The sequence below is a fragment of the Roseateles sp. P5_B10 genome (assembly GCF_056400485.1).
Window position 1 is genome coordinate 1 of the sequence record NZ_JBFULE010000209.1, and the last position, 7517, is coordinate 7517.

The following is a 7517-nucleotide window of genomic DNA, read 5'->3' on the forward strand; positions in this document are numbered from 1 at the left end:
GCGTGATGGGCGTCGTCGGCGCTGGCGGCCTGGGCCAGATGCTGAGCTACCACCTGGGCCTGTTCCAGATGGCCGAGACGTGCACGGTGCTGGCCGGCATGATCGCGCTGGTCGGCCTCGTGGACGCGCTGTCCTGGGTCGCCCGCAAAAGCCTCACGCGATGAATCCTGAACCCCTGCAAGCCTTGCTGACCCGCTATTCGGTCGGCCCCAAGCATCTTGTCGAGCCCGGCCCCAGCGACGAGCAGCTCGCACTGATGGCCCAGGCTGCGCTGCGCGCACCCGACCACGCCGAGTTGGTGCCCTATCGGTTCAAGCTGGTGCGCGGCGCCGCAAAACAAGGCATGGCCGCCCTGTTTGCCGACGCGGCCCGTGCGGCCGGCAAGGACGAGGAGGGTGCGGCCCTGGATGCCGAGCGTGCGTTGAAGCCGCCGATGACGGTCGCCGTCGTCGCCCGCATCGACCTGGGCCACCCGCAGGTGCCGGCCCACGAGCAATGGGCGGCCGTGGGCGGCGCCATCGCCAACTTCCTGACGGCGGCGCACGCGCTGGGCTTCGGCGGCAAGATGCTCAGCGGCGCCAAGGTGCGCAACCCGGCCATCGCCGCGGCCTTCTGCGAGCCGGGCGAGACGCTGGTCGGCTGGATCGCCCTGGGCACGCCCGCACGCCGCCCCACCGGGCCGGCGCGCAAGCCGGCCGCGGATCAGGTGCTGCTGGACTGGGCGCCGCCGCTCAAACCAGGCCGGTGAACTTCAGCACGTTCCAGAAGCTGATCTCGTTGCCGATCATCGGCACCCAGCCCGCCGGCGCGGCATTGCGGAAGGAGCGCGGGTCGGCATCGACGACGCCGTTGAACACCTCCATCAGGATGCGCCCGCCCACCGGGCCGAGCTGGGAGACCGAGCAGGGGCCGGTGACGAAGTCGTCGTCGTTCAGGTCCCGCTTGCCGGCCTCGCGCCAGTAGCTCAACACCGGCGCCTGCGCCTCGGCCAGGATGTAGAACCACAGCGGCGTCTCGGTCAGGAAGCGCTTGTCGGCACTTTCGATGCTCTTGAACGTGAAGCCGTCGGTGCCTTCGGCACGCACCATCAGTTCGTCCGGGGTCAGCGGCTTCTCGCGCAGCTTGGCCGCAAAGGCCTGGYCGGTGGCGATGGCATAGCTGGGCAGGTTGCCGCGCTTGAGGTTGAGTGCCGCCAGCGACGCACCGCCGCCCACGCTGGGCGGCAGCTTGGCCAGCGGGTCCACCAGCGAAGGGTCGATCTTGTAGGCCCATTGCAGCCGCACGGCAGGGTTGTTCTCCACCGGCTCCGGGCCGTTCTTGACGGGGATGCCGAAGCTCGGCGAGAAGAAACGGCCCCAGTCGTCGATGACATGCGCCGCGGGCAGCGGCTGGAAGCCGATCAGGCTGTCGTCGGTGAGATCGCCGCCGTCGAAGATGAGCTTCTTGGTGGCACTGTTGAGCCGGTAGCCCCGCCTGACCATGGAGTGGCCGTAGCGGTAGGCCGCGCCGACGAATTCCTTGGGCAGCTGGGTGCGCAGCGTCGGCACGTAGAGGTCGTAGGCGGCGTCGCCGAGGGCCGCGCGGCGCTGGGTGAAAAAGTCGTAGGTGTGGGTGTTGACGATGCGCAGCAGGTAGTCCTCCAGCACGACGCGCTGGTAGGTCCAGGTGACCTCGGCGCGGGCGCGCTCGAACAGGTTGCTGGTGTCGCCACTGGCAGCGAGCTTGGCGACGACGGCGTTGTGGAACTTGATCATGGCCAGCTGGATCTGGCAGACGATGGAGTTCTCGTCGTTGCGCTTGTCGCCAATGATGGCGCGGCCATTCGCCGGCTGACGCATCAGATCCAGGCCAGTGGGGTCGATCAGCAGCGTGGCGCCGTCGGCGGCGTACATGTAGGGCTGGTCCTGTGGGCCGGCGCCGTAGACGCAGTCCAGGTCCAAGGCCGGGTTGCGCAGGTTGGACGCGGCGTCCGTGGGTCGTGAGAAGGACGAGGTGACGTCCAGCGTCAGGTCATGGTCGATGAACTGGCCGAAATAGGTGTAGCCGGCCGGCACCTTCAGGTTCTCCTCGGCGTCGGCGCCGTCGTTGAGCTCGTCGTCCGGCACGACCATCAGCGCGGCCAGCGCGTCGAGGCTGGCGTCGCTGAAGGGCCTGGGGTTCTCGGGCAGCAAGCGGACGAACTTCTGTTCTCGTGTACCGAGCAGGCCGTGGCCTTTGAGCGGGATGGGCATGGCGGTCTCCAAAAAAATGCGTGCAGACAAGCATCCTGAGCCTCGGTTCCGGCCCCCGAATCCCCAGACTTAGGGAAGTGCTGCCTCTGGCACGCTTCAAGCTAGGTGTTCGCTACGATGGGTCGACATCAAATATCGAGCGCAGCGAGATGGAACTAACTCCACGTGTTCGACCGGCCTTTGCGGTCGCTCGGACTGACTGAAAAATATCGAGCAAAGCGAGATGGAACTCACTCCCCGAGAGAAAGACAAGCTGCTGCTCTTCACTGCAGCACTGCTCGCCGAGCGCCGCCGCGCGCGCGGCTTGAAACTCAACTATCCCGAGGCCGTCGCCTTCATCAGCGCCGCCATCCTCGAAGGCGCGCGTGACGGCAAGACGGTCGCGCAGCTGATGAGCGAGGGCCGCGAGATCCTGACCCGGGCCGACGTCATGGACGGCATCGCCGAGATGATCCCGGAGATCCAGGTCGAGGCCACCTTTCCCGACGGCACCAAGCTCGTGACCGTTCATCAACCCATTGCCTGAGCCCTTCCCATGCGCAAAATGATTTTGCTGCTGCCGTTGATCGGCGCTACCGCCCTGGCCCACGACGGTCACGGCGCACCGGGTGTCCACCTGCACGGTTGGGATGGCGTCGGCATGACGGCCCTCGTCGCCGCGGCCGGCTTCGCGATCTGGTGGTTCGCCAAGGGCCGCAAGTGATGGTGCCGGGCGAACTGATCACCGCCGACGGCGAACACGAACTCAACCCGGGCCGCCGCACGCTGACGCTGAAKGTTGCCAACACTGGCGAGCGGCCCATCCAGGTTGGCTCCCACTACCACTTCGCCGAAACCAACGCGGCGCTAGGCTTCGACCGCGAGGCCGCACGCGGCATGCGCCTGAACATCTGCAGCGGCACGGCCGTGCGTTTCGAGCCCGGGCAGTCGCGCACCGTCGAGCTGGTCGACCTGGCCGGTGACCGGACGGTCTACGGCTTCCGTGGCCTCGTGCAGGGCAAGCTATGAAGATTTCCCGCAGGGCTTACGCCGAGATGCTCGGCCCCACCGTCGGCGACAAGCTGCGCCTGGCCGACACCGCCCTCATCATCGAGATCGAGCAGGACCTGACGTTGCGTGCCGGTGGCTACGGTGAAGAGGTCAAGTTCGGCGGCGGCAAGACCGTGCGCGACGGCATGGGCCAGTCCCAGCGCGTCAACGGCCCGGGCCCGGGTGACGCGGTCGACACCGTCATCACCAACGTCGTCATCCTCGACCACTGGGGCATCGTCAAGGCCGACATCGGCCTGCGCGGCTGCCGTATCGCGGCCATCGGCAAGGCTGGCAACCCCGACGTGCAACCCGGCGTGGACATCGTCATCGGCCCCGGTACCGAAATCATCGCCGGCGAGGGCTTCATCGTCACGCCCGGTGCCATCGACACCCACATCCACTTCATCTGTCCGCAGCAGATCGAAGAGGCGCTGATGAGCGGCGTGACCACCATGATCGGCGGCGGCACCGGCCCCGCCACCGGCACGCTGGCCACCACCTGCACGCCCGGGCCGCATCACATCGCCACGATGCTGAAGGCGGCCGAAGCGTTCCCGATGAACCTCGGCTTCATGGGAAAGGGCAATGCCAGCCGCCCCGAGGCGCTGATGCAGCAGATCGACGCCGGCGCCATCGGCCTGAAGCTGCACGAGGACTGGGGCACCACGCCCGCCGCSATCGACAACTGCCTGAACGTGGCCGAGCTGACCGACACCCAGGTCGCCATCCACACCGACACGCTCAACGAGAGCGGCTTTGTCGAGGACACGATTGCCGCCTTCAAGGGCCGCACCATCCACAGCTTCCACACCGAAGGCGCGGGCGGCGGTCATGCGCCGGACATCATGCGCGTGGTGGGCGAAGCCAACGTGCTGCCCAGCTCCACCAACCCAACGCGCCCGTTCACCGTCAACACGCTGGACGAGCACCTCGACATGCTGATGGTCTGCCATCACCTGGACGCGGGCATTGCAGAGGACCTGGCCTTTGCCGAAAGCCGCATCCGCCGCGAGACCATCGCCGCCGAAGACATCCTGCATGACCTCGGCGCCATCAGCATGTTCTCGTCCGACTCGCAGGCCATGGGCCGCGTGGGCGAGGTGAGCCTGCGCTGCTGGCAGACCGCGCACAAGATGAAGGTGCAGCGCGGTGCGTTGCCTGGAGACGGTGCCGGCAACGACAACGCCCGCGTGAAGCGCTACCTCGCCAAGCTCGCCATCAACCCCGCGCTTGCCCACGGCATCAGCCACGAGGTGGGTTCTATCGAGGTGGGCAAATGGGCCGACCTCGTGCTGTGGAAGCCCGCCTTCTTCGGCGTGAAGCCGTCGCTGATCCTGAAAGGCGGCTTCATCGCCGCCGCCGCGATGGGCGACGCCAACGCCTCCATCCCCACGCCGCAGCCGGTGCACTACCGGCCGATGTTCGGCTCGTTCGGCGCGGCGCTTCAGCAGGGCTCGCTGACCTTCGTAAGCCAGGCCGGGCAGGGCAACGTCGAGAAGCTGGGCCTGGCCAAGACGCTGGTGCCGGTGAAGGGCTGCCGCTCGGTCAAGAAGGCCGACATGCTGCTCAACAACTACCTGCCCGTGATGGAGATCGACGCGCAGACCTACGAGGTGAGGGCGGACGGCGTGCTGCTGACCTGCGAGCCGGCGAAGGAGTTGCCGATGGCGCAGAGGTATTTCTTGTTTTGATCCGTACCTGCGACGCGGCTGCACTCCGTTTTCAGCGAGATAGCTGGCTTGGTTTGGTGATGTTCCCCTGCACAACGAGGGTAATCACGGTGACTTCCGCGGGGGCGGCTGATTTGAGGAGACCGATTCCATCGGCCGCGGCCAACGGTGCTGTCGTTTTGGGGCTGCAGTCCAGCACGCAGAGCAGCGCCACCCGCTTCCCTTTCGCGACGGCGTAGCTGGCGGTCTGTTCGACGTAGCCCTGACAGTCCTCGATCTGTGGGCGGCGATCCTTGACCGCTTTGAGCTCGATGACGATCCCGTGAAGGCTCAGGTCCGAAAAGCCTCCGGCCGCAGCCGGGTGTTCTTCCAGGTCAGATCCAATGCGCGGTGAACGCCGCAGTTCCTTGCGCACGTACTCCTGGAATGGCGCCTCAAGCCAGATCCCCTGGAACTCCGCATCCTGGATCGCGCGACCGGCCACGTTGCCCAGCACCGCAAGAATCTCCAGAACGTCGGAGAGTTCTTGAGCGTTCGCTCGTCCTTGTCGCCGCAGCTCGTCCCGGATCACCAGGATCTTTTCGTCGATCGGCGAGAAGCCCGTGATGGGGTTTGCTCTCACGTCGATGCCCTCGACCAGGAGCGTGCGATGCCCAACGATGGCCACAGGCTGCTCGACGCTGGCAGGCTCGAAAGCTGCGGCGTACTTGAACTCGAACGGCCTGGCCTTGAGTCCCTGGGCGATCTGCAGGATGGCGCGTCCTTTCTGCACCAGCGTGTAAGGCGGCTTTCCGGCCGGCTTGGCGAAGGTGAACTCGGATAGCTCGTAACTACTGCGCGGCTCTGCCGACACAGGTGTCAACCTCAGGTGTGTTGCGTTGTCCGGCCACCGTGAGACGCGGACTTCGATCTCCATGTCGTGCATCTCGTGAGGCATTAGGTGATGGATATCTGATGCCGGCTGCCCACCTAGCTGGAACTTCAGAAACGCCACAGAAAGCTCCGTCGGCTGCGGGCGCGTTTCTTCATGACTTGCGGCGATCGGCAGCCTGAGGGATTCGCTGGCGAACACCCCGACGGGTAGTGCAACGCGCGCGAGGCTRCCGCAGAGGGCTTCGAAGTCCGCCAACGACACAATTGAGGGAAGTGAGGCGGACGCCTCTAGCAACTCTGCAACCTCCGTCTTCTCAGCGAACTCCTTGCACCAGAGCCGGTACCGCTCGACCGCGCTTCGCAACAGCCGGTCGGCGCCTTCAGCGGCAGCAAGCACGCCTTGCCGCCAGTCCGCAAGAGTCGACGCCAGCCGAAGAAGCCCCGCGAACGCCCCGTAGACGGTCGCGGTCCCTGCGCGGCCATACTGGAGCGATGCGCTGTCGAGGTCTGCACTGATCTGACGGAGCGTGTCCCCATCGACGACTTCCCCGGTGCTCAGCCTGCGAAGCGAGTCAACGGCTTGTATGCGTGCGAAGAAAACTCTGGAGAGGATTGCGTCTTTGCGCATAGAGCTCTTTGTCTTCCCGGAGAGCCTCGTCAAGGCTCTCCCATTGGGCCTTTAAGGCGATCTGCAGCGCCACGTTACCGCTGGCGACGGCAGCTTCGAACTGCACGGCGACGACTTGCTTCCTGAGAGACCACTTTCGTGGTCGCATCTGAACCGTGTCTTGCAACTGAGCCCAAGACGCTTCCATGGCCTCGACAGCCTGATCCCAGGCCCCTGCACGGGTCAGGATTTCGACGATCGCTCCCACAACGGGAATTCGGTCGCGTCTGCGGATGGCCACCTGGGCAAGGTCGCCCGCGCGCTTGAGCACCTCGGTATTGGGGATGTGGTACGCCAGCCTGGTGACATCCTCTTCGCGATATTGACTGACGGCCGTGTCGTCTAAGACGCTGATGATCAGGTCGACGTAGCTCGGGTCGTCTTTGAGGTAGCGAGCCATCGAGTTGAAGTCTCGAACGTTGGACCTGACTGGGATGTCCTTGAGTAGCTTGATAAACCATGCGGCCAGACCCCTGCCAAGCTGCTGTTCGGTGGCAAATCGATGGAGATACAGCTCCATGCATCGGGTAAGAAAATCCCTTCCATCCTTCTCAGTGCTATAGACCTGGATGAGCTGGAAAAGAGCCAGATTCGCGGAACCTTCCAGTCTGGGCGGGAGGGGAATGTTGTTCAGAGCTCTAACCGCAGCCTTGTGAACGATCACATAGGGATCTCTCAACAGCAAGACAAACGCCTCGAGGACAAGTTCTGGCAGATCTTCTATGCGCCTATTGCCAGCGTGTTCGAGCGCCTCCGCGGCGGCTGCACGCTGCAGGTTCGAGGCGCCTACCAATGCTGTGTACAGCTCCGGCAAAACCAGGTTGAGCCCTTCTGGCGACGAGATCAGGTGGTTCGCTTCCCTGAGGAGGGTAGAGGCCAACCCATCTCGGCTTTCATCGATCTTCGACAAGCAGTCGACGTAAGACGCCGTAGCCGCGCGGTCACCCTCGGCGGCTTTAGCGGCTGAGGACGCAAAGGCCTCCTTGAGGTAGTACAGAGCAGATCTGAAGTTATCGGCTTCCAGCACGTCCAACATCGTTGCAC

The 7517-nt window shown here is 65.0% G+C and carries 8 protein-coding genes; 5 read left to right on the forward strand and 3 right to left on the reverse strand.

The window, feature by feature from the left end; translation table 11 throughout:
• Positions 1 to 160 precede the first annotated feature (160 nt).
• The gene (locus AC1DU6_RS14445) at positions 161 to 748 is read left to right on the forward strand and encodes a nitroreductase family protein (RefSeq protein WP_477857893.1); all 588 of its coding nucleotides are present in this window, start codon (positions 161 to 163) and stop codon (positions 746 to 748) included.
• On the opposite strand, the gene AC1DU6_RS14450 is transcribed toward AC1DU6_RS14445, so the two are convergent.
• Positions 732 to 2231 carry a peroxidase family protein gene (locus AC1DU6_RS14450; protein WP_477857895.1) on the reverse strand — a complete coding sequence of 500 codons (1500 nt, stop codon included), beginning with the start codon at positions 2229 to 2231 and terminating at the stop codon, positions 732 to 734. The genes AC1DU6_RS14445 and AC1DU6_RS14450 overlap by 17 nt on opposite strands.
• 223 nt (positions 2232 to 2454) lie before the next feature.
• Between AC1DU6_RS14450 and AC1DU6_RS14455 the strand changes: the two genes are divergently transcribed.
• From AC1DU6_RS14455 to ureC, 4 genes are read left to right on the forward strand one after another with little or no spacing between them, the layout of a single operon-like run.
• Positions 2455 to 2757, forward strand: coding sequence for an urease subunit gamma (locus AC1DU6_RS14455; RefSeq protein WP_056195107.1), 303 nt, complete (start codon positions 2455 to 2457; stop codon positions 2755 to 2757).
• 9 nt (positions 2758 to 2766) lie between these two features.
• Positions 2767 to 2934 carry a hypothetical protein gene (locus AC1DU6_RS14460; RefSeq protein WP_200955252.1) on the forward strand — a complete coding sequence of 56 codons (168 nt, stop codon included), beginning with the start codon at positions 2767 to 2769 and terminating at the stop codon, positions 2932 to 2934.
• Positions 2934 to 3239, forward strand: a complete 306-nt coding sequence (locus tag AC1DU6_RS14465; RefSeq protein ID WP_477857897.1) for an urease subunit beta — start codon at positions 2934 to 2936, stop codon at positions 3237 to 3239. Before AC1DU6_RS14460 ends, AC1DU6_RS14465 begins: the two co-directional genes overlap by 1 nt.
• Positions 3236 to 4954: an urease subunit alpha gene (ureC, locus tag AC1DU6_RS14470; RefSeq protein WP_457355939.1), complete on the forward strand. Its 1719-nt coding sequence runs from the start codon at positions 3236 to 3238 to the stop codon at positions 4952 to 4954. Before AC1DU6_RS14465 ends, ureC begins: the two co-directional genes overlap by 4 nt.
• A gap of 31 nt (positions 4955 to 4985) precedes the next feature.
• Here the strand turns inward: ureC and AC1DU6_RS14475 are convergent, their stop codons facing one another.
• Together AC1DU6_RS14475 and AC1DU6_RS14480 are read right to left on the reverse strand one after the other, a co-directional pair.
• Positions 4986 to 6434, reverse strand: coding sequence for a hypothetical protein (locus tag AC1DU6_RS14475; protein WP_477857899.1), 1449 nt, complete (start codon positions 6432 to 6434; stop codon positions 4986 to 4988).
• Positions 6379 to 7517, reverse strand: a 1139-nt coding sequence (locus AC1DU6_RS14480) for a hypothetical protein (RefSeq protein ID WP_477857901.1), incomplete at its 5' end; no start/stop codon positions are given. The genes AC1DU6_RS14475 and AC1DU6_RS14480, both read right to left, overlap by 56 nt.